The sequence below is a fragment of the Streptomyces sp. BBFR2 genome, assembly GCF_044497305.1.
Lineage (GTDB): Bacteria > Actinomycetota > Actinomycetes > Streptomycetales > Streptomycetaceae > Streptomyces.
Window position 1 is genome coordinate 5,281,198 of the sequence record NZ_CP172415.1, and the last position, 25,153, is coordinate 5,306,350.

A 25,153-nucleotide genomic window follows, 5' to 3' on the forward strand; every position below is an offset into this window, starting at 1 on the left:
TTGCTTTGGGGTAGAGGTCGCGGCCAGATGTTCGATGCGTCACATGTCAAGGGTGCGCCGTGGGGCTCACGGCCCCACCTGCGAGGGCGGGCCGCCCGCGCAGACTAGACCAGCGTTTCGGTGACCGGAAAGTAACCGGAAGGGCGGCCCCCTCCCACCCGGCGGAGCCCGCGTCCTAGGCTGCTGACATGCGACTGCACGTGGTCAGTGACGTACACGGCAACAGCCGGGACCTCGCCCGGGCCGGGGAGGGCGCCGACGCCCTCATCTGCCTCGGCGACCTCGTGCTCTTCCTCGACTACGCCGACCACGCGCGCGGCATCTTCCCCGCCCTCTTCGGCGCCGGTAACGCCCGCCGCCTCATCGACCTGCGCACCGCCCGCCGCTTCGACGAGGCCCGCGCCTTCGGACGCCGCCTGTGGGGCGAGCTGGACGCCACCGGCGCGTCCCGCGAATCCGTCATCGAGACCGCGGTCCGCGAGCAGTACGCCGAACTCTTCGCCGCCCTGCCCACCCCCACCTACGCCACCTTCGGCAACGTCGACATCCCGCGGCTGTGGCCCGAGTACGCCCGCGAGGGCACCACCGTCCTCGACGGCGGGCGCGCCGAGATCGGCGGCCGCGTCTTCGGCTTCGTCGGCGGCGGCCTGCCCTCCCCGATGCGCACGCCGTACGAGGTCGACTACGAGGAGTACGCCGCCAAGATCGAGGCGGTCGGCGAGGTCGACGTGCTCTGCACCCACATCCCGCCCGAGGTCCCCGAACTCTGCTACGACACCGTCGCCCGCCGCTTCGAGCGCGGCAGCGCCGCCCTCCTCGACGCCATCCGCCGCACCCGCCCGCGCTACTCCCTCTTCGGCCACGTCCACCAGCCGCTCGCCCGCCGGATGCGCATCGGCGCCACCGAGTGCGTCAACGTCGGCCACTTCCGCGCGACCGGTCGGCCGTACGTCCTGGAATGGTGAGCCGGCCCGCCCCGCGCGCCGCCCGCACCACCGGGCCCGCTGGTGTCCGGCGGCGCCGCGCCGCGCGGTAGCCTTCAGCAGCACCAGGACAGCGGGTTCGACGCGAGCCGGGGGCCGGGCCGTACCGGCGCAATCGGCATGGAGGAGTCACGGCGATGGCCGAACACACCAGCTCTAGCATCACGATCGCGGCGCCGCTCGCCGAGGTGATGGGAGTGATCGCCGACTTCGAGCGCTACCCGCAGTGGACCGGCGAGGTCAAGGAGGCCGAGGTGCTGGCCAAGGACGACCGGGGCCGCGCCGCCCAGGTCCGGCTGCTCCTCGACGCCGGCGCGATCAAGGACGACCACACCCTCGCCTACACCTGGACCGGTGACGACGAGGTGAGCTGGTCGCTGGTCAAGTCCCAGATGCTGCGCTCCCTCGACGGCTCCTACCGCCTCGCCCCGGCGGACGGCGGCAAGGCCACCGAGGTGACGTACCAGCTCACCGTCGACGTCAAGATCCCGATGCTCGGCATGATCAAGCGCAAGGCCGAGAAGGTCATCATCGACCGGGCGCTCGCGGGCCTGAAGAAGCGCGTCGAGGCCGGCCCGCAGGGCACCGCCGACGCGGCCGGGGCCCACTGACCGTGCGGACCGTCCTCGTCACGGGCGCGGGCGGCGCCGGCCGCTCCACGCTCGCCGCGGCCACCGCGCTGGCCGCGGCCCGGCAGGGCGCGCGGACCCTGCTGCTCACCGGCCGGTCCGACGCCCCGCAGACCGTCCTGGGCACCGCGCTGACCACCACGGCCACCGAGATCGCCCCCGGACTGCACGCCCGCGGCATCGACCCCGGCGCCCGCTTCCGCACCGAGTTCCTCGCCTTCCAGGAGCGCGCGGGCGCCGCCCTCGACCTGCTCGGCGCCACCCCGCTCGACGCCGACGAGCTCACCGAACTCCCCGGCGCCGCCGCCTTCGCGCTGCTGCACGCCCTGCGCGCCGCCCACACCGCCGGCACCTGGGACACCGTCGTCGTCGACGCCCCGCCCGCCGACGAAACGATCCATCTCCTCGCCCTCCCCGCCCAGGTGCGCCGCTACCTGCGCCGGCTGCTGCCCCCCGAACGCCAGGCCGCCCGCGCCCTGCGCCCGGTCCTCGCCCAGCTCGCCGGCGTCCCCATGCCCGCCCAGAAGCTGTACGAGGCCGCCGAGCGCTGGGAGAGCGAACTCGCCGCCGTCCAGGCCGTGATCGACGCACCGGGCACCACCGTCCGGCTCGTCACCGACGCCGGTCCCGTCGCCGCCGGGGCGCTGCGCGCCGCCCGCGCCGGACTCGCGCTGCACGGCCGCCGCACCGACGCCGTCCTCGTCAACCGGCTGCTGCCGACCGGCTCCGCCGACCCGTTCCTCGCCGCGCTCTCCGGCGCCCAGCAGGACGCGCTGAAGGAGCTGCGCGAGGAGGTGACGGACGTCCCCGTTCACGAGGTCGCCCACCTCGGCCGCGACCCGCGGGGCCTCGACGACCTCGCCGGTCTCCTCGGCCCGGACGCCGCCCGCGTCGGCGCCACCGCGGAGACCGCCACCCGCGCCGCCGACCCCTGGACCGTCGAGGACCGGATCGCCGACGAGGGGCTGCTGGTGTGGCGGGTGCCGCTGCCCGGCGCCGCCCGCGAGGGGCTGGGGCTGGTGCGCCGCGGCGACGAGATCGTCGTCACCGTCGGCCGCCACCGCCGGATACGGACCCTGCCCTCGGCGCTGCGCCGCTGCACCGTCACCGGCGCCGGACTGCGCGAGGGCGTGCTCCGGATCCGCTTCACCCCGGACCCGGCGCTGTGGCCGGAGGACGGCTGATCCGGCCACCCCCGTTCGGGTACCGTCGAAGGTGAGTCCCGTCCCGGCCGCCGGGCGCACCGGCGCGCCGCGGTCACCCGCCGCAGGAGCCCACGGAGCCCGTCATGAGTGATGCCACCGACCGCCCGGCCGCCGCGCCCGACGCCGACGCCTGGGAGACGGCCTGTGCCGAGGACCTCGCCGCGGAGAAGGCCCGCCGCCGGGCCGAGCGGGGCGTCCCGCCGGGCAGCGCCGCCGACGAACTGCGCAAGCTCGCCGACGCGGTGACCGGCAAGCTCGCCGGCATCCAGCTTCCCGGCGCGCTCGGAGGCGCCGCCGCGTCCACCGCTGTCAGCGGTCTGCTCCGCCAGGCCAAGGCCGCCGTCGAGCCGGTCGTCGAGCGTCACCCGGACGTCTTCGACCACCTCGCCGCCGCCGGTTCCGAGCTGCTTGCCGCCTACCGCTCCGCCGTCGAGGGCGGCGAGGCCCGCTGGACCCGCAAGGAGACCGGCGACCGGCCGAAGGCCGCCGGACGGCCCGAGGACCCCCGCGACGACGACGGCCCGGCGGGCACCGAGCGCATCGACCTCGACTGACGCCCCGGGGGAGCGGGCCCCGGCCGCGCGCGGCCACCGCTCCCCGGACGTCGCCCTCCCCCTCTCCCCGCTCCGGTACGGTGGATCACGGCGGGGTTCGAGAGACAACTGAGGGACATATGGGACTCACCATCGGCGTCGACATCGGCGGTACGAAGATCGCGGCCGGTGTGGTCGACGAAGAGGGCTCGATCCTCGACATCCGCACGGTGCCGACCCCGCAGACCGCCGACGCGCTGACCGACGCCATCGCCGACGCGGTCCGCTCCGTCGGCGCCGCCCACCGCGTGGAGGCCGTCGGCATCGGCGCGGCCGGATACGTCGACGACAAGCGCGCCACCGTCCTGTTCGCACCGAACATCGACTGGCGCCACGAACCGCTCAAGGACAAGGTCGAACAGCGCGTCGGCCTGCCCGTCGTGGTCGAGAACGACGCCAACGCCGCGGCCTGGGGCGAGTACCGCTTCGGCGCCGGCGCCGGTCACAGCGACGTCATCTGCATCACGCTCGGCACGGGCCTGGGCGGCGGCATCATCATCGGCAACAAACTGCGCCGCGGCCGCTTCGGCGTCGCCGCCGAGTTCGGCCACATCCGTGTCGTCCCGGACGGTCTGCTGTGCGGCTGCGGCAGCCAGGGCTGCTGGGAGCAGTACGCCTCCGGCCGCGCCCTGCTGCGCTACGCCCGCCAGCGCGCCGTCGCCACCCCTCAGGACGCCACGGTCCTGCTGGGGTTGGGCGACGGCACCCCCGAGGGAATCGAGGGGCGGCACGTCAGCGAGGCGGCCCGCCGCGGTGACCCGGTCGCCGTCGACTCCTTCCGCGAGCTGGCCCGCTGGGCCGGTGCGGGCCTGGCCGACCTCGCCTCGCTCTTCGACCCGTCCGCCTTCATCGTCGGCGGCGGCGTCTCGGACGAGGGCGAGCTGGTCCTCGACCCGATCCGCAAGTCGTTCCGCCGCTGGCTGGTCGGCAGTCAGTGGCGGCCGCACGCCCAGGTCCTCGCCGCCCAACTCGGCGGCCGGGCGGGGCTGGTCGGCGCCGCCGACCTCGCCCGCCAGGGCTGATCCGCCGCCCGCCGCGTCCCGGACGCGGCGGGCGCCGTTCGTTCCCGGGCCCCGTCGGCGTAAGGAGCCGCCATGACCGTGCCTACCGGGCTTCCGAAATCGCGTACCGCACCGGACGGTTCGGCCGTCGTGCGGGTGCTCAGCTACAACGTCCGCTCGCTGCGCGACGACGAGGCGGCGCTGGCCCGGGTGATCCGCGGCTGCGCGCCCGACCTCGTCCTGATCCAGGAGGCGCCGCGGTTCTTCCGCTGGCGCAAGGCCGCCGAACGGCTGGCCCGCGCGAGCGGCCTGACGTACGTCACCGGCGGGGCCACCGCCACCGGCCCGATGATCCTCGCCACGCTCCGCGTCCACGTCGAGCGCACCGCCGACATCCTGCTGCCCCGCACCCCGGGCCTGCACCGGCGCGGCTTCGCCACCGCCGTCGTCCGCGTCGGCCGGGCCCGCTTCGGCGTCCTGAGCTGCCATCTCAGCCTCGCCGCCGAGGAGCGGTACGCGCAGGCCGGGCGGCTGCTGGCGGAGCTGGCCGCGCTGGACGTGCCGTACGCGGTGGCCGGCGGGGACCTCAACGACCGCCCCGGCGGCCGGAGTTTCCGGCGGCTGGCCGGGGAGCTGACCGACGCGTGGGCGGCGCGCCCCTGGGGCGGGGAGTTCACCTCGACGCCGCGCGCGCCGCACCAGCGCATCGACGCGCTCTTCACCACCGGCGGCGTGGAGGTGCTGGGCTGCGGTGTCCCGCACCCGCTGCCCGGGGTGCGGGCGGCGGATCTGACGGCGGCCACCGATCATCTGCCGGTGCTGGCGGCGCTGCGGATCCCGGCGGTGGCGCGGTAGCGGCCGGACCGCCGCGCCGCCGCCGGGGAGCGGGCCCGGGCCCACGGCGGGAAGCTGCTCCGGGGTGCCGTGGGGTTCGGACCGCCGCGCCGCCGCCGGTTCTGGCCGGGGCACCGCGGTGCCGTGGCTTCCCGGTGGCGGCGCGGTAGCGGTCAGACCACCGCGCCGCTGCCGGGCGCGGGCCCGTCGTCGTCCTCGTCGTCGCTCTTCATCCGGGCCACCAGCGTCGCGAAGCCGCCGAGGAACCCGCCGATGCCCAGCACCGTGATCCACCACGTCACCGGCTGCTGGAGCAGCACCATCAGGATCAGCAGCAGCGGACCGCCGAGCACCGCGATCCAGGCGAACTTCGTCGTGACGTCGGCCTGCGGGAGCGGCGGCGGCTCGGGCGGGGTGAAGTGGCCCTCGTCGGACGCGTCGAAATCGTCGTCGGACGGCTCGGCGGCGTTCCAGTCACGCGGGCCGACGCCCGGCGCGTACACCACGAAGCTGCCGGGGGAGCGGGGCGCCGCGGGGGCGGGCGGCGGCTTCGGTCCGGCGTCCGCGGTGTCCTCGGGCGCGCCGTCCTCGTCCGGGGCGCCGGACGCCGGGGCCGCGGGACCGGACCGTTCGGCTGCGGGCCGCCCGGTGGCGGGCCGTTCGGTGTCGGGCGTGGCCGGGGGGCCGGTCCTCGCGCCGCCGGGCTGTTCGCCGCCGGCGTTCTCGCCGCACACCTCCCGGCGGGCGTCGTCCCACGCCGGTTCCTCGCCGTAACCCGCGACGATCTGGGCCCAGGCGGCCTCTTCGTCCAGCGGATCCTGGGGATCGCGGGGGCTACGCTCCGCCACGGGCCGCCGTCCCCTCGTCCGCCGGGTCGGTCAGCGCGCCCGGGGCCAGCCGCCCGATGAAGGCGGCGGTGTCGCGGAAGATCTGCTCGGCGTCGTGGTCGAGGGTGGCGACGTGGTAGCTGCGCTCCAGCAGCCGTTGCGTCACGTCCGTCGACGACACCCGGGCCAGGATCCGCTCCGAGTCGGCCGGCCGCACGACATGGTCCTGCGGGCTGGTCATCACCAGCAACGGCTGGGTGACCTGCGGGAGTTCGCCGTCCACCAGCCGGAAGAACCGCCGTACGGAGTGCGCGGCGTGCAGCGGTACGCGGTCGTAGCCGATCTCTTCGGCACCGGGCTTGGCGATGTCGCTGACCAGCCCCTTCGTCGTCGGGACGAGGTGGCGCAGCACGGGCAGCAGCGGCGCCGCCGCGTCGTGCACCTTGTTGGCCGGGTTGACGACCACGACGCCGTCGATCGCGTCGCCGTGCCGGGCGGCGAGGCGCAGCGCCAGCGCGCCGCCCATCGACAGCCCGCAGACGAAGACCTTCGCGCACCGCTGCGTCAGCGACCGCAGCTCGCGGTCGACCTCCGCGTACCAGTCCTGCCACGTCGTGACCGCCATGTCCTGCCAGCGGGTGCCGTGGCCGGGCAGCAGCGGCAGTGTGACGGTGGCCCCGCGGTCGGCGAGGTACTCGGCCCAGGGACGTACGGACTGGGGGGAGCCGGTGAAGCCGTGACACACGAGGACGCCGACCTCTCCGCCGTCACGGCGGAACGGTTCGGCTCCGGGAAGGAGCGGCACCGGGGAACTCCGATCGATGGGGAATCTCGCTCGTCACCTGCAGCGTACGCGGAGTGACGCCGGTGGGGTAAGGGCGATTCCGCGATGCGGGGGCCGCCCGGCCCCGGGCGGCGGCCCGGAGGCGACGAGGCGGGCCCCGGGCCGGGTTAAGGTCTTTGCGTCACACACAGGAGGCAGTCGGTTGATCTACGGCGCAATGAAGTTCTCCCTCGGCGGTTCGCTCAAGCTGGCGTTCCGTCCCTGGGTGGAAGGCATCGAGAACGTCCCCGCCGAGGGTCCGGCGATCCTCGCGAGCAACCACCTGTCCTTCTCGGACTCCTTCTTCCTGCCCGCGGTCCTCGACCGCAAGGTCACCTTCATCGCGAAGGCCGAGTACTTCACCTCGCCCGGCGTGAAGGGGAAGCTGACCGCCGCGTTCTTCAAGGGCGTCGGACAGCTTCCCGTCGACCGCTCGGGCGCGCGCGGCGCGGGCGAGGCGGCCATCAAGAGCGGCATCGAGGTGCTGGAGCGCGGTGAGCTGTTCGGCATCTACCCGGAGGGCACCCGCTCGCCCGACGGCCGCCTCTACCGCGGCAAGCCCGGCGGTCTGGCCCGCGTGGCGCTGGCCACCGGCGCGCCGGTCATCCCCGTCGCGATGATCGACACCGAGAAGGTGCAGCCGCCCGGCAAGGTCGTGCCGAAGATGATCCGCCCCGGTATCCGCATCGGCAAACCGCTGGACTTCACGCGCTACCAGGGCATGGAGGGCGACCGCTTCATCCTGCGCTCGGTCACCGACGAGGTGATGTACGAGATCATGAAGCTCTCCGGCCAGGAGTACGTCGACATCTACGCGACCGCCGCCAAGCGGCAGATCGCCGACGCGAAGAAGAAGGCCGAGGCCGAGGCGAAGCGGGCCGAGGCGGAGACGAGGAAGACCGAGGCGCCCGGCAAGGGCAAGGGCCGCGGCACGGACGGACCGGGCAGGGCCGGGGCCGGGGCGTAGACGCGCCCCGGCGAGGGGTGGGGGCCGGGAATGACGGACACCGACATAGGGACACAGGCGGGCGGGCGCACGGCGCCGGACGCGCCGCGGCCGGGGCTGCGGATGTCCGTGGAGCTGCCGCTGTGGCGGGCGCTCACCGGCTACCGCGTCCTGACGCTGATCTACACGTGCTGCCTGGTCGCCTCGCAGTACGACGCGTACGTGCATCCGCTGGGCGCGGTCGGCTACATGGCGGCGCTCGCTCTTTGGACCGCGTGCACCTGGCGCCACACCACGTCGGCGGAGCGCTGCACCCGGCGCTTCCTGCTGTGCGACATCGGCTTCGCGGTGGGCGGCATCCTGCTGACCATGGTCGTGGAGTCCCATGAGCGGATCATGGGCGGCGCGGCCACGCTGCCGTCGATCTGCACCGCGGGCTCGGTCCTCGGCTTCGCGATCAAGGGCGGCTGGCGGTGGGCGATGGCCGCGTCCAGCGCGGTGGCCGTCGCCAACCTCGTCGAACGCGAGGAGCTGGCCGGGAACACCATCCACAACGTCGTCCTGGTCTGGGTGGCGAGCGTGGCGATCGGCTACGTCGTCGAGGTGGCCCGCGACAGTGAGCGCACGCTCGCCCGTGCGCTGCAGATCGAGGCGGCGACCCGGGAGCGGGAGCGGCTGGCCCGCGATATCCACGACAGCGTCCTGCAGGTCCTCGCGATGGTGCAGCGGCGCGGCGCCGCGATCGGCGGGGAGGCGGCGGAGCTGGGCCGGATGGCCGGGGAGCAGGAGGTCGCGCTGCGGACGCTGGTGGCCGGCGGGCTGGTCCCGCAGCCCCGCGCGGGCGGCCCGGCGGTCACGCCGCCGGTGGCCGCCGCGCCGCCCGAGGACGCGGCCGGCGGCCCGTGCGACGTACGGGCGCTGCTCGCCCCGTACGCCGGGAGCGGGGTGACGTTCTCCGAACCGGGCTCGGCCGTGGAGCTTCCGGCGCACGCCGCGGGGGAGCTGGCCGCGGCGGTCGGCGCGGCGCTGGACAACGTACGGGTGCACGCCGGGGACGGCGCCCGGGCGTGGGTGCTGCTGGAGGACGAGCCGGAGGCGGTCGTGGTGACGGTCCGGGACGACGGGCCGGGCATTCCCGAGGGGCGGCTCGACGACGCCGAGCGGGAGGGCCGGCTCGGGGTCGCGCTGTCGATCCGCGGGCGGCTGCGGGATCTGGGCGGCACCGCCGAGTGGCTGTCGGTCCCCGGACAGGGCACCGAAGTGGAGTTGACCGTTCCCAAGGGCGCACCGCCCGAGGGCCGACGCGGCGGAAGGGCGCGCGCATGAGTGACCAGGACGGACCGGGCCCGGTGGGCGGCGGTGGCGACGGGATCCAGGTGATGGTGGTCGACGACCACCCGATGTGGCGGGACGCCGTCGCCCGGGACCTGGCGGCCGCCGGCTGCGAGGTGGTGGCCACCGCGGGCGACGGTCCGCAGGCGGTCCGCCGGGCCCGCGCCGTCGTGCCGCAGGTCCTCGTCCTCGACCTCAACCTGCCCGGACTGCCCGGCGCGCAGGTCTGCAAGGAGGTCGTCGGCTCGCACCCCGGCGTGCGGGTCCTGGTCCTGTCGGCCAGCGGGGAGCACGCCGATGTGCTGGAGGCGGTGAAGTCCGGCGCGACCGGCTATCTGCTGAAGTCGGCGAGCACCGAGGAGCTGCTGGACGCGGTGCGCCGGACCGCCGCCGGTGAGCCGGTCTTCACACCGGGGCTGGCCGGGCTGGTCCTCGGTGAGTACCGGCGGCTCGCGACGGAGCCGGCGCCCGCCACCCCGGACGAGCCCGGCGCCCCGAGCCTGACCGACCGGGAGACCGAGGTGCTGCGGCTGGTCGCCAAGGGGCTGTCGTACAAGCAGATCGCCGAGCGGCTGGTCATCTCGCACCGCACGGTGCAGAACCACGTCCAGAACACCCTCGGCAAACTCCAGCTCCACAACCGCGTCGAGCTGGTCCGGTACGCGATCGAGCGCGGGCTCGACGACGTCTGAGCGCGGGGTGCGGCGGCTCTCCCTCCGAGGGGAACCGCGTCACCTCCGCGCCCCGCTCCCGCCCGTACGGGTGATCGTCGGACGCCAACTCGCCCCCGGCGCGCGGGAGTCGGCCGCGCGCCCGTCCCGGAGTGACCCAGATCACGTCTAGCGTGACCGCATCGGTTCGTGCGGGGCCGTGCGCGGCCCTCTGACGGGATGTAGGTGAAGGCGATGCGGGTCGGAGTGCTGACCGGCGGTGGCGACTGCCCCGGTCTGAACGCGGTGATCAGGGCCGTCGTCCGCAAGGGCACGCAGGAGTACGGGTACGGCTTCGCGGGCTTCCGCGACGGCTGGCGCGGGCCGCTGCGGGGCGATGTCCGGCCGCTGGACATCACCGCGGTCCGCGGCATCCTGCCGCGCGGCGGTACGGTCCTCGGCTCGTCGCGGACCAACCCCTTCCAGGAGGAGGACGGCGTCCGCCGGATCAAGGAGACGCTGGCCAAGGAGGAGATCGAGGCGCTGATCGCGATCGGCGGCGAGGACACCCTCGGCGTCGCGGCGCGGCTGTGGGAGGAGCACGGCATCCCCTGCGTCGGCGTGCCCAAGACCATCGACAACGACCTCTCGGCCACCGACTACACCTTCGGCTTCGACACCGCGGTCGGCGTCGCCACCGAGGCCATCGACCGGCTGCACACCACCGCCGAATCCCATATGCGGGTCCTCGTCGTCGAGGTGATGGGCCGCCATGCCGGCTGGATCGCCCTCCACTCCGGGCTGGCCGGCGGCGCCAACGTCATCCTCATCCCGGAGCAGCGCTTCGACATCGCGCAGGTCTGCGCCTGGATCGAGTCCCGCTTCCGGGTCCGCTACGCGCCGATCGTCGTCGTCGCCGAGGGCGCGATGCCGAAGGACGGTCAGATGGTGCTGAAGGACGGCAGTACGGACGCGTTCGGGCACGTCCGGCTCTCCGGTGTGGGGGAGTGGCTGGCCAAGGAGATCGAGGTGCGGACCGGCAAGGAGGCGCGGACCACCGTCCTCGGTCACACCCAGCGCGGCGGTACGCCGAGCGCCTTCGACCGCTGGCTGGCGACCCGCTTCGGGCTGCACGCCATCGACGCGGTCCACGCCCGCGACTTCGGCTCGATGGTGGCGCTGCGCGGCACCGACATCGTCCGGGTGCCGCTGGCCGAGGCGACGGCGCAGCTCAAGACGGTCGATCCGGCGCTGTACGCGGAGGCGGGGGTGTTCTTCGGCTGACCGCGCGGGCGGGGCGGGCGTGGTCCCGGGGCGCCCGCCCGGGCGCCCGCCCCGGGGTCGCGTCCGCCCGTCGCTCCACCGGGCCCCCGCCCGCCCGCGTCGCGGTGGTGCCCGGCGCCCCGCCCCGTATATTCGCCCCGGCGGGCAAAAGCCGCGAAACGGTCGGATGGGCCGGTGTGCGGGGCGAGGAGGAGGGCGTATGGAGATCGTCGCGTTCGGGGTGCAGGCCGATGAACGGCCGTTGCTGGAGCGGGCGTTCGCCGGGCGGCACCAGGTCCGCTGTCTGGACGTCAACCTCGACCGGGACACCGCGCCCATCGCCCACGGCTACGAGATCCTCACCACCGACGTCAACGCCGAACTCTCCGCCGAGGTCCTCCAGACCCTCTTCGCGGGCGGTACGCGACTGGTCGCCCAGCGCGCCACCGGCTTCAACAACATCGACCTCCAGGCCGCCGCCGACCTCGGCATGACCGTCGGCCGGGTCGCCGCCTACTCGCCGTACGCCGTCGCCGAGTTCGCCTGGGCGCTCGCCCTCGCCGTCGACCGCCGGGTGATCCGCGCCGCCCAGCGCACCCGGCTCTTCGACTTCCGCCTCGACGGGCTGATCGGCCGCGACCTGCGAGGACGCACGGCCGGCGTGGTCGGCACCGGCCGGATCGGCGAGGCGTTCACCCGCATCGCGCACGGCTTCGGCATGCGCCTGCTGGGCTGGGACCTCGCCGAGAACCCGGCCTGCCGCGACCTCGGGATGCGCTACGTCGACCGCGACCGTCTCCTCGCCGAGTCCGACCTGATCACCCTGCACGTCCCGCTGACCGACGCCACCCGCCATCTCGTCGACGCCGCCGCGCTGGCCGCCATGAAGGACGACGCGCTGCTGGTCAACACCAGTCGCGGCGGACTCGTCGACACCACCGCCCTCGTCGAGACCCTCAAATCCGGCCGGCTCTCCGGCGTCGCCCTCGACGTCTACGAGGAGGAGGCCGGGATGTTCTTCCACGACCGCTCCCTCGACGTCATCCGCGACGACGTCCTCGCCCGGCTGATGACCTTCAACAACGTCCTCGTCACCTCGCACCAGGCGTACTTCACCGCCGACGCGGTCGGCCAGATCATCGACGCCACCCTCGCCAACGTCGAGGACTACCTGGCCGGCCGCGACGGCGCGAACCTGCTCGTCACACCAGAACGGCCGCCAGCAACTGAGCGGTGAGCCGCGCCCCGTCCAGCGTCAGCACCGACTCCGGGTGGAACTGCACCCCGGCGAAGCCCGGCCCGCGCGCCGCGTGCACCTCGCCGGTGGCCGCGTCCCGGCTCAACTCCACCCGGTGCATGGCCAGTTCGGCGGCGGTGGCGTCGTCGCAGCGGGCGGTGAAGGTGTTGTAGAAGCCGACGGTCTCCGGCCGCCCGAAGAAGTCGATCCGCTCCTGCGCCCCCTGGAACGGCACCTCCTTGCGGACGATGTCCAGCCCCAGCTCCGCCGCCAGCAGCTCATGGCCGAGGCAGACCCCGAGGACCGGCCGGTCCGCCGCCCGCCCGCCGATCAGCTCCGCCGCGAGCGACCGCAGCAGGCGCATCTTCGGGTCGGCGGCGTCGGACGGATCGCCGGGCCCGGGCCCCAGCACCACCGGCCCCCGGTGCGCCCGCACCGCCTCCCGCAGCCCCGGCGTGTCGAACCGCCGCACCGTCACGCCGAGCCCCGACGTCCGCAGCAGATGCGCCAGCATCGCGGTGAAGGTGTCCTCCGCGTCCACGACCAGCGCATGGCCGCGCAGCGCCGCCACCGGCTCGGCGGACCGCATCCGCAGCCAGAACGGCGCCAGATCCGCCCGCCGCGCGGCCAGCGCCGCCCGCACCCGCGGATCGTCCGCCAGCCGCGGCGCCGCCCCGTCCGCCACCGGCCGCGCCGCCGCCCCGTCCGCCGCCGGCCGCGCCGCCGCCCCGTCCGCCACCGGCCGCGCCGCCGCCCCGTCCGCCGCCGGCCGCACCCCCAGCGCGGTGAGCACCCCCGCCGCCTTCGCATGCGTCTCCGCCACCTCGCCGTACGGGGCCGACGCCCGCACCAGCGTCGCCCCGACCGGCACCCGCAGCCGTCCGTCCGCGTCGATGTCGGCGGTCCGGATGAGGATCGGCGAGTCCAGCGTCTGCGCGCCGGACGCGTCCCGGCCCAGCAGTGCCAGCGCGCCCGCGTAGTAGCCGCGCCCCCGCCCGTCGGCGGCGCGCGGTTCGTGGCGCGCGATGACCCGGCAGGCGTTCTGCACCGGCGAGCCGGTCACCGTCGCCGCGAACATCGTCTCCTTCAGCACCTCCCGCGCGTCCAGCGAGGTCCGCCCGCGCAACTCGTACTCGGTGTGCGCCAGATGTGCCATCTCCCGCAGCCGCGGGCCGACGACCACCCCGCCGCCGTCGCCGACGGTGCACATCATCTTCAGCTCCTCGTCCACCACCATCGACAGCTCCTCCACCTCCTTGCGGTCGCCGAGGAACGCCAGCAGCCCCTCGGCGGTGGGGCCGCCCGCCGGGTAGCGGTAGGTGCCGCTGATCGGATTCATCACGACGGTGCCGCCGCCCGGCACGTCCGGCCGCGCCCCGGTCATCCGCACATGCACCTCGGGGCTGGCGCCGACCAGCGTCCGCGTCCCGGGGCGGTGCACCACGTACGTCCAGTACGCGCCGCGCTCCCCGGCCAGCAGCCGCCGGAACAGCGCCAGCGCGTCGGCGGCGCCGAACCCGTCGATCGCGCCCTCGAAGGTCCGCCGGATCACGAAGTTGGCGCCCGCCCCGCTGCCGATCTCGTCCCGCACCACCCGCCCGACGATCTCCGCGTACGCCTCGTCGGACACGTCGAACGCCCCGTCGCGCACCGCCACGCCGTGCGCCGGCAGCGCGGCCAGTACGGCGTCCAGCGGCAGTTCGTACGCGGTGTGCGGGCGCAGGACGGCGAGCGGGGTGGCGTCGTCGTGGGCGGTGAAACCGCGCTCGCGGATCTGCCGGAACGGGATCAGCGCCAGCGCGTCGGTGACCGGCGCGCCGGAGCCGTCCGGACCGTCGCCGAGCGGGATGTCCGCCAGCCGCTCGACCTCGGTGACGTCACCGAGCAGCACCTCGACGAGGGAGCCGTCGCGTCCGGGCGAGCGGCGGCGCAGCAGCGCGAACGGCGGGCAGCCGGGCGCCAGCAGCCGCCGCACCAGGGCGGCGGCGTCCTGCGGCGCGGCGGGGGAGGGGTGAGACATACCGGGTTCCTTCCGGGAGGAGGAACGGCCGGTGGATGCACCGAAGGCCGCCCCTCGGGCGGCCTTCGCGGAGTTCGAGTGAGTACGCGCGTATCAGCGGGCCGCCGGATGAGCGGTCCACCACCAGTTCATGACGTGCGGCGCGTACATGCCGGGCACCCTACCGGAGCCCGGCGGGCCCCGCGGCGACCGTCCGCACTCCGGACGGGGCGGGCCGCGGACCGGTACGGAAGCCGGGGCGGAACCGGTACGGAGCCGGGGCGCGGACCGTCCGGACACCCGGTGCGCCCCGTCTCACACTCCGGGCGGCGTCCGGACCCCCTCCGCCGACCCCGTAATGTGGGAGATGTGACCGTGAACGCTGAAACCCACGCCGGTGGCAACACCTGGCGAGACCTGCCCGCGGCGCAGCAGCCCGACTGGCCGGACCACGAGGCTCTGCGCGATGTGATCGCGGAGCTGGAGTCCTATCCGCCGCTCGTGTTCGCCGGGGAGTGCGACCAGCTCCGCGAGCGCCTGGCCGCGGTCGCCCGGGGTGAGGCGTTCCTCCTCCAGGGCGGCGACTGCGCGGAGGCGTTCGACGCCGTCTCCGCCGAGCACATCCGCAACAAGCTCAAGACGCTTCTCCAGATGGGCGCCGTCCTGACCTACGCCGGGTCCGTCCCGGTGGTCAAGGTCGGCCGGATCGCCGGCCAGTACAGCAAGCCGCGCTCCAAGCCCACCGAGACCCGCGACGGCGTGACGCTGCCGACCTACCGCGGCGACTCCGTCAACGGCTTCGAGTTCACCGAGGCGGCCCGGATCCCGGATCCGGAGCGCCTGAAGCGGATGTACCACGCCTCCGCGGCGACGCTGAACCTCGTCCGTGCCTTCACCACCGGCGGCTACGCCGACCTGCGCCAGGTGCACGCCTGGAACCAGGACTTCGTGAAGTCGTCGCCCTCGGGCCAGCGCTACGAGGCGCTCGCCCGCGAGATCGACCGCGCGATGAACTTCATGAACGCCTGCGGGGTCGACCCGGAGGCGTTCCGCACCGTCGAGTTCTTCTCCTCGCACGAGGCGCTCATCCTCGACTACGAGTCGGCGCTCACCCGCACCGACTCGCGCACCGGGCAGCTCTACGACGTGTCGGGCCACATGGTCTGGCTCGGCGAGCGCACCCGCCAGCTCGACCACGCGCACGTCGAGTTCGCCTCGCGCATCCGTAACCCCGTCGGTGTGAAGCTCGGTCCGAACACCACCGCCGAGGACGCGCTGGCGCTCATCGAGCGGATCGACCCGGACCGCGAGCCGGGCCGGCTGACCTTCATCACGCGGATGGGCGCGGACAAGATCCGTGACCGCCTTCCCGAGCTGGTCGAGAAGGTCACCGCGTCGGGCGCGCAGGTCGCGTGGATCTGCGACCCGATGCACGGCAACACCTTCGAGGCGGCCTCGGGCCACAAGACCCGCCGCTTCGACGACGTGCTCGACGAGGTCAAGGGCTTCTTCGAGGTCCACAAGTCGCTGGGCACCCACCCGGGCGGCATCCACGTCGAGCTGACCGGCGACGACGTCACGGAGTGCGTGGGCGGCGGCGACGAGATCTTCGTCGACGATCTGCACCAGCGCTACGAGACCGCCTGCGACCCGCGGCTCAACCGCAGCCAGTCGCTGGACCTGGCCTTCCTGGTCGCGGAGATGTACCGCGACCAGTGAGAGAGCCGGTCGCGGCGTATGCGACACACCTGTGGGGCGCGGATCTGTGATCCGCGCCCCACGGCGTTGTGCCCCTCCGGCGTTGTGCGGCCCCTCCGGCGACAGGTAAGGTAAGGGTTACCTCACTGAAGATCAACGGGATCGACGGGGCCGACTCGCGCGGAGGTGGACCGGGTGTACGTGTGCTCCTGCTTCGGCATCACCGAACAGCAGGTCCGCGACCACGCGGAGACCGGCGCCTGCACGCCCCGCCAGATCGCCTCCGCCTGCAAGGCGGGTACCGACTGCGGCGGCTGTGTGCGCCGCATCCAGGCGCTGCTGGGCCGGGGCGCCTGCCCGCGCCGTGAGCTGATCGACAAGGGCGCCGCCGAGCCGCTGACGGCGCGGGTCCCGGAGGTCTCCCCGGAAGCCGCACCGGCGGCCGCGGAGGCGGCGCCGTCGCTGCCCCGGGTGGTGCGGACGCCCCCGGCGTTCCGCGAAGCGGCCTGACCGCGCCCGTACGCGGCGGTCTCAGCTACTGGGCTGCTCGACGAGCTGGGCGATGTACAGCGCCTCGCCGAGCTTCTCCACCAGCTCCAACTGCGTGTCCAGATAGTCGATGTGGTGCTCCTCGTCGGCGAGGATGCTCTCGAAGATGTTGGCCGAGGTGATGTCGCCCTTGGCGCGCATCAGCTCGATCCCGCGCTTGAGGCGGTCGATCGCCTCGACCTCGACCTGCCGGTCCGCCTGGAACATCTCGGTCACCGTCTGGCCGATCCGGACGTGGAAGAGCCGCTGATAGTTCGGCAGTCCCTCCAGGAAGAGGATGCGGTCGGTGAGAATTTCCGCGTGCTTCATCTCGTCGAAGGATTCGGCGCGGGTGTACTTCGCGAGCTTCGGCCAGCCGAAGTTCTCCTGCATCTTCGCGTGCAGGAAGTATTGATTGATCGCGGTCAGCTCGGCGGTCAGCTGCTCGTTGAGAAATTCGATGACCTCGGGGTCGCCCTGCATGGCTGCGGGCTCCTTCCGCGCGGGAACAGGCAAGTGCGGCGCATCTTTGCACCGCCCGGAGCGTAACGTCCAGTAAGTGCACGCTTACTGTGGATTGCCCGTTTCGTCTCCCGTTGGTCAGGGGCACCCCTTCCGGTCTGACACCATGGAGGCATGGGTCAGCCGGAAAGCCGCGAAGCGGAGCATCCCCAGCTCCCTCCGGGGCAGCGACCGCAGCGGGGCTGGCCCGTCACGCACTACGGCCCGGTGCCCAAGTTCCGGCCCGAGCGCTGGGAGTTCCGTGCCTTCGGTGCCACCGCGGACGGCGTCAAACACTGCTGGACGCACGAGGAATTCGCCGCCCTGCCCTATACGACGGTCGTCGCCGATATGCACTGTGTGACGAAATTCAGCATGCTGGGCGCCGAATGGGGCGGCGTCCGTACGACGACGATCCTCGATCTCGCACCGCCCGCCCCCGAGGCCACCCATGTGATGGTCTGGGCGGAATACGGATTCAGTTCGAACCTGCGCCTGGAGGATTTCGCGGCGGAGAACTGCCTCTTCGCCACCCACCGCTCCGGCGAACTCCTCACCGCCGAACACGGCTTCCCGGTCCGGCTGATCGTCCCGCACCTCTACGCCTGGAAGGGCCCCAAGTGGGTCCGCGGCATCGAGTACATGACGGCCGACCGCCGCGGCTTCTGGGAGGAGCGCGGCTACCACAACCTCGGCGACCCCTGGCGCGAACAGCGCTACTCCTACCAGGAGGAACCAGGGGACGGCCCCGAGCTGTGACCGGCCCCGGCCGGTGAACGGGGAGCCGGATCCGGGGCTCCGGCGGGGCGCGTGCTGCGGCGGGCCGCCGGGCCTCCCCGCCGGGTGGCTTCGGCCGGGCCTCCGTGGTTTCCGGCAGCCGGATGACTCCGGCCGGGCCTCCGTGGTTTCCGGCAGCCGGATGACTCCGGCCGGGCCGCCCCGCTTTCCGGCAGCCGTCGGCCCGGCCCCCGTTCCGCGGGCGAGCCGCCGGTGTGAGGCTTCCGCCCGGCCAGGCGGTGCGCGGGCCCGGTGCCGTCCCGGATGCGGCCCGCCCCGGTCCGTCCGGCACCTCGGTGGCTCGCGCCGGTACGGCCCCGTACCGGCAGGTCAGCAGTGGGCGCCCGCGCGCAGTTCCTTCAGACGGGCGACGTCGGCGGCATGGCCCTCGGGGCCGCCGGGGGTCTCGATCACCAGCGGGACGCCGTCCGTCGCGGGGTGGGTGAACAGCTCGGCGAACGGGGCCGCCCCGATGTGCCCGGCGCCGATGCCCGCGTGCCGGTCCTTGTGGGCGCCGACGACGTCCTTGGAGTCGTTGGCGTGGATCAGCCGCAGCCGGCCCTCGCCGGTGATCTCCGTCAACTCGTCCAGCAGCGCCTTCATCCCGCCCGGCGCGGCCATGTCGTGGCCCGCGGCGAACGCGTGGCAGGTGTCCAGGCAGACCCCGAGCTTCGGATGGCGCTCCAGCACCTCGAAGTACGGCCCGAGATCCTCGGCGAGCGCGCACAGCGACGCGCCCTGCCCGGCCGTCGGCTCCAGCAGCAGCCACGGATCGTCGTCGTGCACCAGCTCCGCCAGCAGCGGCCGCATGTGCTCCCCGGCCTGCGCCAACGCCTCGGCGCGCGGCCGCCCGCCGGTCGCCGAACCGGTGTGCACGACGACACCGCGCGCCCCGATCTCCCGGCCACGGCGCAGTGAGTGCCGCAGCGACGCCACCGACTTCTCGACGGTCGCCGCGGTGTGCGAGCCGAAGTTGATCAGGTAGGGCGCGTGCACGTACGCCGGTATGCCCGCCTCGGCGCAGCCGGCCCGGAACGCCTCGTCCTGCGCCGGGTTCCCCGCCGGCGTCGCCCAGCCGCGCGGATTGGCGACGAAGACCTGGACCGCCTCACCGCCCATCGTGCGGGCGTAGGGAAGACCGGTCTTCGCCAGACCGCCGGCGACCGGCACATGGCCACCGACCGGATTACGGAGCCGGCCGCGCGCGGCGGCGTCTGCGGGGGAGGGATGGTTGCTCACCCCACCAGGGTGCCAGGCCCCACCGACAACGCGGGGCGGGGGCGGTGCGCCGCCCAGGCCCCGTGCCGGAAGCCGGTCACCCCGGCCCGGCCCCGGCAGCCGGGACCGGGCCCCTACAGCGCCCCCTTGAGCTTGATCGTGATCGTGCTGCCCTTCGGCGCCTGCTCGCCCGGCTCGACCGACTGGGACTCGACGGTGTCCTGCGGGAAGAGGAACGGCTTCTTGACCTCCACCGCGAAGCCGAGGTCGGTCAGCCGCTTCTTCGCGTCCTCGACGTTGTGGCCGGTCACCTCCGGCACGGTGACCATCTCCGGGCCCAGCGACAGCGTCAGCGTCACCGTCTCGCCCTTGCCGAGCTGCCCGCCGGCCGGGGACTGGAGGGCGATCGTGCCCCTGTCCTGGGGGGAGTGGACCGGCCGGTCGGCGAACTTCACCACGAAGCCCTCGTCCCGGAGCGTCTCCACGGCGTCGTCACGGTCGTCACCCGTCACATCGGGCACGTCCAGCGCCGCGCCGCGGCTCACCGTCAGCGCCACCGCCGTGTCGGGGTGGCGCTCGCTGCCCGCCGCCGGGTCCGTCCGGATCACCGACCCCTTGGCGACCTCGTCGCTGAACTCACGGCGCGTCGCCCCGGGCACCAGCCCGCGGTCGCGCAGCATGCGCCGGGCGTCGGCCAGCGGGGTGCCCGACAGGTCCGGAACGCGGACGATCTCCGGGCCGCGCGAGACGGTCAGCGTGACCGTGCCGGTGCCGCGTATGCGCGCGCCGGTGCCCGGGTCGGTGGCCATGACATGACCGCGCCGCACATTGGGGCTGAAGGCCCGCACCACCTTCACGCCCAGACCCTCGTCCCGCAGCGTCCGCTCGGCCTTCGCCTGGGCCATGTCCAGCACCGCGGGGACGGCGGTGAACTGCCCGGCGGTGACGTACCAGATGCCCGTACCGCCCCCGAGGACGAGCAGTACCGCGGCGACGATCGCCACCAGACGGCGGCGCGGGTCGGCGAACGGACCGCGCCGCGCGGGCGGCGCCGGGCGCAGCCGGGTGGTCGGCTCGGACGCCGGGACCTCCAGGCGGCTGGTGCGGTTCAGCGCCTCCTCGGGCGCCGCCCCGCCGCCCGCGAGACCGGGCAGCGGCGGCTGCACCACGACCCGCGGCAGCACACTCGTCCGCTCCTCGCCCGCCGGCACCTCCCTGGCCTGCGGCGGCACCGCGTCCAACTGGGCGTCGGTCAGACCGGACCGGGTCTCGCGCGCCGCCGACAGCAGCGCCACCGCGTCCTCGGGGCGCCCCCGAGGATCACGGGCGGTGGCCCGCGCGACCAGCGCGTCCAGCGGCGCGGCGAGGCCCGGCACCGCCTCGGACGGCGGCGCGACGTCCTCGTGCAGATGGCGGTGGAGCACCTGGGCCGCCGTGCCGCCGGTGTGCGGCTTGGCGCCGGTGAGCATCTCGTAGAGCACCACACCGCAGGCGTAGACGTCGACGCGGGCGTCGGCGGTGCCGTCCTCGATCTGCTCGGGCGCGAGGTACGAGACGGTGCCCAGGACCGCGCCGGTGGTGTCGGTGTGCGCGCCGACCGTGCGCACCAGCCCGAAATCGGCGACCTTGACCCGGCCGTCGTCGCCGATCAGGACGTTCTCCGGCTTCATGTCGCGGTGCACCAGGCCCGCGCGGTGCGCGGCGCCCAGCGCGGCGAGGATCGGCTCCAGCACGTCCAGCGCGGCCCGCGGCTGGAGCGCGCCCCGCTCGCGCAGCACGTCGCGCAGCGTGCACCCGGCGACGTACTCCATCGCCAGATAGACGTACGTCCCGTCCGTGCCCTGGTCGAAGACGCCGACCACATTGGGGTGCGAGAGCTTGGCGACCGACTTCGCCTCGCGGATGAAGCGGTCCACGAACGCGCCGTCCACGGCCAGCGACGGATGCATCACCTTCAGGGCGAGCACGCGGTCGAGCCGGGTGTCCAGGGCGCGGTAGACCGTCGCCATGCCACCGGCGGCGATGCGCGCCTCGACGCGGTACCGGCCGTCGAGCAACTGCCCGACCAGGGGGTCCTGAAGGGTCGTATCCACGGCAGACGAGTCTACGAGGAGGCACCGACACCGCGGCCCGCCCGGCCGCCCGCCCGGGTGCACTGAAGCCGAACGGTGACCGGAACCGGCTCCGGGGCGGCGCGGCACGCCCCGCCGCCCCGGAGGTCAGAACGCCGGGCGCTCCGGGTCCAGCTCCGCGCGGCCGTCCCGCGGTGAGGACGCCAGCGCGAAATGGCGGCGCGGGATGCGCCCGGCGCGGAACGCCAGCCGCCCCGCGTCGACGGCGTACCGCATCGACCGCGCCATCAGCTCCGGCTCCTGGGCGCGGGTCACCGCCGACGCCAGCATCACCGCGGCGCACCCCAGCTCCATGGCGAGCGCGGCGTCCGAGGCGGTCCCGGCGCCCGCGTCGAGGATCACCGGGACCCCGGCGCGCTCGGTGATGAGCTGGAAGTTGTGCGGGTTGCGGATGCCCAGACCGGAGCCGATCGGCGAGCCCAGCGGCATGATCGCGGCGCAGCCGGCGTCCTCCAGCTTCCGGGCCAGCACCGGATCGTCGCTGGTGTACGGCAGCACCGTGAAACCGTCGTCCACCAGGGTCTCCGCCGCGTCCAGCAGTTCCACCGGGTCGGGCAGCAGCGTCCGCTCGTCGGCGACCACCTCCAGCTTGACCCAGTCGGTGCCCAGCGCCTCCCGGGCGAGCCGGGCGGTGAGCACCGCCTCGCCGGCCGTGAAACAGCCCGCGGTGTTCGGCAGCACCTGGATCCCGTGCCGGGCGAGGACGGAGAGGACCGAACCCTGGACGGTCGGGTCCAGGCGCCGCATGGCGACCGTCGTGAGCTGCGTCCCCGAGGCGAGCAGCGCCCGCTCCAGGACGTCCAGGCTGGGCGCGCCCCCGGTGCCCATGATCAGGCGGGAGGTGAACTCCGTACCCCCCAGGGTGAAGAGATCGTCGGCCACCGGTCAGCCTCCCTGGACCGCGGTCAGCACCTCGACGCGGTCACCGGCGCCGAGCAGGGTGTCCGTCCACCGGGAGCGCGGGACGACGGTCTCGTTGACCGCCGCCGCGACCCCGGACGGGGCGGTGGACAGCGTCGCCACCAGACGGTCCAGGGTCAGCCCGCCGGGGATCTCCCGGGGGGCGCCGTTGACGGTGACCGTGACCGGTGCGGACGAGGCGGATCGGGCGGATGGGGTCGGTGTGGTCATGCCTGCTGCTCCTGGAGGACGCGTCCCGGGGCGGCCGGCGCACCGGCCCCCGGGGCGAAGCGGTCGGGGGAGAAGGGGCGGGCCTCCTCGGGCAGCCGCCCCGTGGTGAGCGCCTCGGCCAGCGCGTCACCGGTGATCGGCGTCAGCAGCACGCCGTTGCGGAAGTGCCCGGTGGCCAGCAGCAGCCCGGGCAGCGCCGTGGGGCCGAGCAGCGGCGCGTTGTCCGGCGAGGCGGGCCGCAGCCCCGCGCACGTCTCCACCAGCGGCAGCTCCGTCAGGCCCGGCACCAGCTCGTGCGCGTCCCGCAGCAGCTCGTAGACGCCGCCCGCGGTGACGGTGGTGTCCCAGCCCAGCTCCTCCGTGGTGGCGCCGACGACCAGCTCACCGTTCTCCCGCGGCACCAGGTAGAGCGGCCCGCCGCGCACCACGGCCCGTACGGTGCGGGACAGGAACGGGGCGCTCCCCAGGGGCATGCGCGGCATCCGCAGCCGCAGCACCTGGCCCTTCACCGGGCGCACCGGCGGCCGCACCTCGTCCGGCACGCCCGCCAGCCGCCCGCTGAGGCTGCCCGCGGCCAGCACGGTGCTGCCGGCCGACACCTGGGTGCCGTCGGCCAGCTCGGCGCCGGTGGCGCGGCCCGCGGTGACCGTCAGCCGGGCGGCGCGGGTGCGGTGGAAGACCACCCCGGCCCGTTCGCAGGCCACCAGCAGCGCGGCGGTCAGCCGCCGCGGATCGGTCTGGTGGTCGCCGTCGACCCGCAGGCCCCCGCGCACGCCGGGCGCGAGCATCGGCTCCAGGCGCCGGCACTCACGCCCCGGCAGCCAGTGGGACTCCAGCCCGCACCGCACCTGGAGTGCGTGGAGTTCGCGCAGGTGGGCGCGGTCGTCGGCGTCCAGCGCCACGGCCAGGGTGCCGCAGGCGCGGTAGCCCGCGTCCAGGCCGCTCGCCTCCTCCAGCTCCGCCACGAAGTCCGGGTAGCGGCGGGCGGACGCGAGGTTGAGGCCGAGCAGCGTCTCCTCGCCGTAGTGCAGTTCGGTGACGGCGGCGAGCATCCCGGCGGCGACCCGGCCCGCGCCGCCGCCCGGCTCCGGATCGGCCAGCGCGGTCCGCAGACCGCGCCGCGCGGCCCGCCAGGCGGTGACCAGCCCCATGAGGCCACCGCCGATCACCAGGACATCGGGGTGCGGCGGTGGATGCTGCGGGCTCTGAGGTGTGACGGATGGCGGCATGGGCGTCCAGCCCCTCCCTTCGCCGGCATGACCCGGATCAGGTTCGTACGGTCGGAGGCCGGTCAGCCTCCCTCTCAGCCCGGTGCGTCCGGGCTCCCGCGAGTGCGTGTCCGCCTCACCCTAGTACCCGCCCCCGAGGACCCGTAAGGGAGTGCCCGCCCGCCCCGGGGCGTGGCGGACGGGCCGTGACGCTGTGTCAGAGATCTCCTCGCGCGGTGCTGCGGACGGCCTCCCGCGCCGCCCTAGAGTGACCGGGTGAGCGAGCAGAGCAAGTCCCCCCAGGCCCCTGACCACACGCCGCGCGTGGTGATCGCCGGCGCCGGTATGGCGGGCGTGCAGACCGCCGTCGCGCTGCGCGAGAACGGCTGGCACGGTGCGATCACCCTCTTCGGCGACGAACCGCACCCGCCCTACGACCGGCCGCCGCTGTCCAAGGCGGTCCTGCTGGGCAAGGCCGACGGCGCCGCCTTCGACGTCGACTTCCGCTCCCTCGGCATCGACCTGGAACTGGACCACCCGGTGACCGGCATCCGCCCCGCCGAACACCTGCTGGACACCGTGCGCGGCCCCGTCCGCTACGACCACGCCGTCCTCGCCACCGGGTCCGCACCCCTGAAGCTGCCCGGCACCGAGGGCCACCCCGGTGTGCACCTGCTGCGCACCCTGGACGACGCGCGCCGGCTGCGCCCCGTCCTGGCCGCACGGAGCGACGTCGTCGTGGTCGGCGCGGGCTGGATCGGCGCCGAGTTCGCCACCGCCGCCCGGGAGGCGGGCTGCGCCGTCACCGTCGTCGAGGCCGCCGACCGCCCGCTGGCCGGGGCGCTGCCCGCCGAGGTCGCCGCCCACATGACGCCCTGGTACGGCGCGGCCGGGGCCGACCTGCGCACCGGGGCGCGCGTCGCCTCCGTCGAGCAGCGCGGCGTCGTCCTGGACGACGGCACCGCCCTGCCCGCCGACGCCGTCCTCGTCGGCATCGGCGCCCGCCCCGTCACCGGCTGGCTGGCCGGCTCCGGCATCGCGCTCTCGCCCGAGGACGGCTCGGTCCTCGCCGACGACCGGCTGCGCACCTCCGCCCCCGACGTCCACGCCGTCGGCGACTGCGCCTCCTTCCCCTCCGCCCGCTACGGCCGCCGCCTCCTGATCCACCACTGGGACAACGCCCTCCAAGGCCCCCGCACCGTCGCGCGGAACATCACCGGCGACCCTGCAGAGGCCACCGTCTACGACCCGGTGCCCTACTTCTGGTCGGAGCAGTTCGGCCGCTTCGTCCAGTACGCGGGCGACCACGGCGGCGCCGACGAACTGGTGTGGCGCGGCGACCCGGACGGCGCCGCCTGGTCGGTCATCTGGCTGCGCGACGGCGTCCTGGTGGCGCTGCTGGCGGTCGGCAGGCCCCGCGACCTGGCCCAGGGCCGCCGCCTCATCGAGCGCGGCGCCACCCTGGACCGGCTGCGCGCGGCCGACGCGTCCGTCCCGCTCAAATCCGCGGTGCGCTGAGCCGGACGGGGCGTACGGCGGCCGGACCGGCGCCCGCGCGAAGGCCGTACGCCGGTGCTCCGGCACGCCACGCGGGCCTCGCGCGGCGATGCCCGGCTACCGACTGTCAGTGCGAGGTGG

Annotated in this window: 25 protein-coding genes and 1 riboswitch; of the genes, 15 read left to right on the forward strand and 10 right to left on the reverse strand. The window is 74.6% G+C overall.

Annotation, left to right across the window (positions count from 1 at the left end):
* Positions 1-188: 188 nt before the first annotated feature.
* The 6 genes from ACGH2B_RS21460 to ACGH2B_RS21485 all read left to right on the forward strand — a co-directional run bounded on the left by ACGH2B_RS21460 (position 189) and on the right by ACGH2B_RS21485 (position 5,266).
* Entirely contained in the window at positions 189-965 is a 777-nt protein-coding gene (locus ACGH2B_RS21460) for a metallophosphoesterase (RefSeq protein WP_399092203.1), read from the forward strand.
* A gap of 155 nt (positions 966-1,120) precedes the next feature.
* Positions 1,121-1,594, forward strand: coding sequence for an SRPBCC family protein (locus ACGH2B_RS21465; RefSeq protein WP_399092206.1), 474 nt, complete (start codon positions 1,121-1,123; stop codon positions 1,592-1,594).
* Between the two features lie 2 nt (positions 1,595-1,596).
* Positions 1,597-2,796, forward strand: a complete 1,200-nt coding sequence (locus ACGH2B_RS21470; RefSeq protein ID WP_399092209.1) for an ArsA family ATPase — start codon at positions 1,597-1,599, stop codon at positions 2,794-2,796.
* Positions 2,797-2,900: 104 nt separating this feature from the next.
* Positions 2,901-3,371 (forward strand): DUF5304 domain-containing protein, encoded by a 471-nt coding sequence (locus tag ACGH2B_RS21475; RefSeq protein WP_399092212.1) that lies wholly within the window; start codon positions 2,901-2,903, stop codon positions 3,369-3,371.
* A gap of 119 nt (positions 3,372-3,490) precedes the next feature.
* Positions 3,491-4,432 carry an ROK family glucokinase gene (locus tag ACGH2B_RS21480; protein WP_399092215.1) on the forward strand — a complete coding sequence of 314 codons (942 nt, stop codon included), beginning with the start codon at positions 3,491-3,493 and terminating at the stop codon, positions 4,430-4,432.
* Positions 4,433-4,504: 72 nt separating this feature from the next.
* Complete coding sequence (locus ACGH2B_RS21485; protein WP_399092218.1) at positions 4,505-5,266, forward strand: endonuclease/exonuclease/phosphatase family protein; 762 nt, start codon at positions 4,505-4,507, stop codon at positions 5,264-5,266.
* A gap of 152 nt (positions 5,267-5,418) precedes the next feature.
* On the opposite strand, the gene ACGH2B_RS21490 is transcribed toward ACGH2B_RS21485, so the two are convergent.
* Together ACGH2B_RS21490 and ACGH2B_RS21495 are read right to left on the reverse strand one after the other, a co-directional pair.
* A complete protein-coding gene (locus ACGH2B_RS21490; RefSeq protein ID WP_399092221.1) occupies positions 5,419-6,093 on the reverse strand; it encodes a hypothetical protein in 675 nt (224 codons plus the stop codon).
* A complete protein-coding gene (locus ACGH2B_RS21495; RefSeq protein ID WP_399092224.1) occupies positions 6,080-6,877 on the reverse strand; it encodes an alpha/beta hydrolase in 798 nt (265 codons plus the stop codon). Before ACGH2B_RS21495 ends, ACGH2B_RS21490 begins: the two co-directional genes overlap by 14 nt.
* A 196-nt stretch (positions 6,878-7,073) precedes the next feature.
* Between ACGH2B_RS21495 and ACGH2B_RS21500 the strand changes: the two genes are divergently transcribed.
* From ACGH2B_RS21500 to ACGH2B_RS21520, 5 genes are all read left to right on the forward strand, one after another.
* On the forward strand, positions 7,074-7,862 hold the full coding sequence (locus ACGH2B_RS21500) for a lysophospholipid acyltransferase family protein (RefSeq protein ID WP_399097202.1): 789 nt from the start codon (positions 7,074-7,076) through the stop codon (positions 7,860-7,862).
* 102 nt (positions 7,863-7,964) lie between these two features.
* Positions 7,965-9,167 (forward strand): MacS family sensor histidine kinase, encoded by a 1,203-nt coding sequence (macS, locus tag ACGH2B_RS21505; protein ID WP_399097205.1) that lies wholly within the window; start codon positions 7,965-7,967, stop codon positions 9,165-9,167.
* Positions 9,164-9,865 (forward strand): response regulator, encoded by a 702-nt coding sequence (locus ACGH2B_RS21510; protein ID WP_399092227.1) that lies wholly within the window; start codon positions 9,164-9,166, stop codon positions 9,863-9,865. Before macS ends, ACGH2B_RS21510 begins: the two co-directional genes overlap by 4 nt.
* Before the next feature lie 213 nt (positions 9,866-10,078).
* A complete protein-coding gene (locus tag ACGH2B_RS21515) occupies positions 10,079-11,107 on the forward strand; it encodes a 6-phosphofructokinase (protein WP_399092230.1) in 1,029 nt (342 codons plus the stop codon).
* A gap of 199 nt (positions 11,108-11,306) precedes the next feature.
* On the forward strand, positions 11,307-12,323 hold the full coding sequence (locus ACGH2B_RS21520) for a 2-hydroxyacid dehydrogenase (RefSeq protein ID WP_399092233.1): 1,017 nt from the start codon (positions 11,307-11,309) through the stop codon (positions 12,321-12,323).
* Here ACGH2B_RS21520 and ACGH2B_RS21525 read toward each other — a convergent pair.
* Both ACGH2B_RS21525 and ACGH2B_RS21530 read right to left on the reverse strand, forming a co-directional pair.
* The gene (locus ACGH2B_RS21525; RefSeq protein ID WP_399092236.1) at positions 12,289-14,343 is read right to left on the reverse strand and encodes an anthranilate synthase family protein; all 2,055 of its coding nucleotides are present in this window, start codon (positions 14,341-14,343) and stop codon (positions 12,289-12,291) included. The genes ACGH2B_RS21520 and ACGH2B_RS21525 overlap by 35 nt on opposite strands.
* 93 nt (positions 14,344-14,436) lie before the next feature.
* On the reverse strand, positions 14,437-14,493 hold the full coding sequence (locus ACGH2B_RS21530; protein WP_351320556.1) for a trp operon leader peptide: 57 nt from the start codon (positions 14,491-14,493) through the stop codon (positions 14,437-14,439).
* Between the two features lie 198 nt (positions 14,494-14,691).
* On the opposite strand from ACGH2B_RS21530, the gene ACGH2B_RS21535 reads away from it, so the two are divergent.
* Entirely contained in the window at positions 14,692-16,041 is a 1,350-nt protein-coding gene (locus ACGH2B_RS21535; protein ID WP_399092239.1) for a class II 3-deoxy-7-phosphoheptulonate synthase, read from the forward strand.
* Positions 16,042-16,215: 174 nt separating this feature from the next.
* Entirely contained in the window at positions 16,216-16,530 is a 315-nt protein-coding gene (locus ACGH2B_RS21540; RefSeq protein ID WP_399092242.1) for a bacterioferritin-associated ferredoxin, read from the forward strand.
* 21 nt (positions 16,531-16,551) lie between these two features.
* Here the strand turns inward: ACGH2B_RS21540 and bfr are convergent, their stop codons facing one another.
* Positions 16,552-17,031, reverse strand: coding sequence for a bacterioferritin (bfr, locus tag ACGH2B_RS21545; RefSeq protein ID WP_399092246.1), 480 nt, complete (start codon positions 17,029-17,031; stop codon positions 16,552-16,554).
* Positions 17,032-17,184: 153 nt separating this feature from the next.
* Here bfr and ACGH2B_RS21550 point away from each other — a divergent pair, with 153 nt between their 5' ends.
* The gene (locus ACGH2B_RS21550) at positions 17,185-17,808 is read left to right on the forward strand and encodes a sulfite oxidase-like oxidoreductase (RefSeq protein ID WP_399092249.1); all 624 of its coding nucleotides are present in this window, start codon (positions 17,185-17,187) and stop codon (positions 17,806-17,808) included.
* A gap of 348 nt (positions 17,809-18,156) precedes the next feature.
* Here ACGH2B_RS21550 and ACGH2B_RS21555 read toward each other — a convergent pair whose 3' ends face one another.
* From ACGH2B_RS21555 to thiO, 5 genes are all read right to left on the reverse strand, one after another.
* Complete coding sequence (locus tag ACGH2B_RS21555) at positions 18,157-19,065, reverse strand: deoxyribonuclease IV (protein WP_399092252.1); 909 nt, start codon at positions 19,063-19,065, stop codon at positions 18,157-18,159.
* A 113-nt stretch (positions 19,066-19,178) separates the two neighbouring features.
* The gene (gene pknB / locus ACGH2B_RS21560; protein ID WP_399092255.1) at positions 19,179-21,137 is read right to left on the reverse strand and encodes a Stk1 family PASTA domain-containing Ser/Thr kinase; all 1,959 of its coding nucleotides are present in this window, start codon (positions 21,135-21,137) and stop codon (positions 19,179-19,181) included.
* A 126-nt stretch (positions 21,138-21,263) separates the two neighbouring features.
* A complete protein-coding gene (locus ACGH2B_RS21565) occupies positions 21,264-22,058 on the reverse strand; it encodes a thiazole synthase (RefSeq protein ID WP_399092258.1) in 795 nt (264 codons plus the stop codon).
* Positions 22,059-22,061: 3 nt separating this feature from the next.
* Positions 22,062-22,307, reverse strand: a complete 246-nt coding sequence (gene thiS, locus ACGH2B_RS21570) for a sulfur carrier protein ThiS (protein ID WP_399092261.1) — start codon at positions 22,305-22,307, stop codon at positions 22,062-22,064.
* Positions 22,304-23,536, reverse strand: a complete 1,233-nt coding sequence (gene thiO, locus ACGH2B_RS21575; protein ID WP_399092264.1) for a glycine oxidase ThiO — start codon at positions 23,534-23,536, stop codon at positions 22,304-22,306. The genes thiS and thiO overlap by 4 nt, the downstream gene beginning before the upstream one ends.
* A riboswitch (TPP riboswitch) is annotated at positions 23,534-23,646 on the reverse strand. Its footprint overlaps the gene before it by 3 nt.
* Positions 23,647-23,791: 145 nt before the next feature.
* On the opposite strand from thiO, the gene ACGH2B_RS21580 reads away from it, so the two are divergent.
* Positions 23,792-25,033 (forward strand): NAD(P)/FAD-dependent oxidoreductase, encoded by a 1,242-nt coding sequence (locus tag ACGH2B_RS21580; protein ID WP_399092267.1) that lies wholly within the window; start codon positions 23,792-23,794, stop codon positions 25,031-25,033.
* The last annotated feature ends 120 nt before the right edge of the window (positions 25,034-25,153 follow it).